Origin of the sequence: Pseudomonas sp. PS02303 (assembly GCF_029959925.1) — a bacterium.
In the GTDB taxonomy this organism is placed as follows: Bacteria; Pseudomonadota; Gammaproteobacteria; order Pseudomonadales; family Pseudomonadaceae; genus Aquipseudomonas; species Aquipseudomonas mandelii.
Map to the genome: position 1 here is coordinate 1 of NZ_JASCOM010000530.1, position 1,156 is coordinate 1,156.

The following is a 1,156-nucleotide window of genomic DNA, read 5'->3' on the forward strand; positions in this document are numbered from 1 at the left end:
GCCGTCGTAAACCCTGCTGACACGTTTTGATTGAAGCTGCGATCAGGTTGGTTTTGGGGCCGCTTCGCAGCCCAGCGGGAGCAAGCTCCCTCGCCACTGAGTTTGTACGGATCTCAAATTTATGGATTCAAGCCTAAACTCAAAAGTAACCAACCGTTGCGATACAGCAGACGCGACAAACAGCCGTACAGTCGTGTTGCCACCATCCATTGTGTACAATCGCGCTGTTTATTACGCGATACTTGCCAGCGACCCACTGTGCCGTATTACAGTCACGGTCAATTCGCCGCAGTTCTCCCGACTCGAGTGCCCATGAACGAACAGTTGCAGCCCCTAAAGAAACAACCGCGAGCAGGCAAAGCCGGCCGCAGCGGTACCCAGGACGATATTGTCTACGCGCATATCTTCGAGGCCATCCTCGAACAGCGTCTGGCGCCCGGCACCAAGTTGAGCGAAGAAGCGCTGGGGGAAATTTTCGGGGTCAGTCGCACCATCATTCGCCGTGCGCTGTCGCGCCTGGCTCATGAAGGCGTCGTGCTGCTGCGTCCGAACCGTGGCGCCGTGGTTGCCAGCCCCAGTGTTGAAGAGGCCCGTCAGGTGTTCCTGGCGCGGCGTCTGGTGGAGCGGGCGATCACTGAACTGGCGGTTCAACACGCGACTGCCGAGCAGATTGCCGAGTTGCGGCAAATGGTCAACGATGAGCGCGACAGCTTCTCCCGTGGCGATCGCGGTGCCGGCATCCGCCTGTCGGGCGAATTCCACCTGAAGCTGGCGGAAGCGGCGAAGAATGCGCCGCTGATCAGCTTTCAGCGCAGCCTGGTGTCCCAGACGTCGTTGATCATCGCCCAGTACGAAAGCGGCAACCGCTCCCACTGTTCCTACGACGAGCACACCCAACTGATCGACGCCATCGAAGCGCGCAACGGCGAGTTGGCGGTGAACCTGATGATGCATCACATGGATCACATCGACAGCAAACTCAACCTCGACGAGGAAAGCGCATCGGATGATTTGCATGCGGTGTTCTCGCATTTATTGCAGACCAAAAAGCCAGGGCGGCCAGCGGTCAAGCTCTGAAAGATCGAGGTGCGGCCTTCGCGGGCAAGCCTCGCTCCTACAGGTTTAACGCGAAGCCCTTGTAGGAGCGAGGCTTGCC

1 protein-coding gene is annotated in these 1,156 nt (G+C 58.7%); it reads left to right on the plus strand.

The annotated features are described in order from the left end of the window. Nucleotides 1-312: 312 nt before the first annotated feature. Nucleotides 313-1,077 carry a GntR family transcriptional regulator gene (locus QMX98_RS34695; protein WP_010456474.1) on the plus strand — a complete coding sequence of 255 codons (765 nt, stop codon included), beginning with the start codon at nt 313-315 and terminating at the stop codon, nt 1,075-1,077. Nucleotides 1,078-1,156 lie beyond the last annotated feature (79 nt).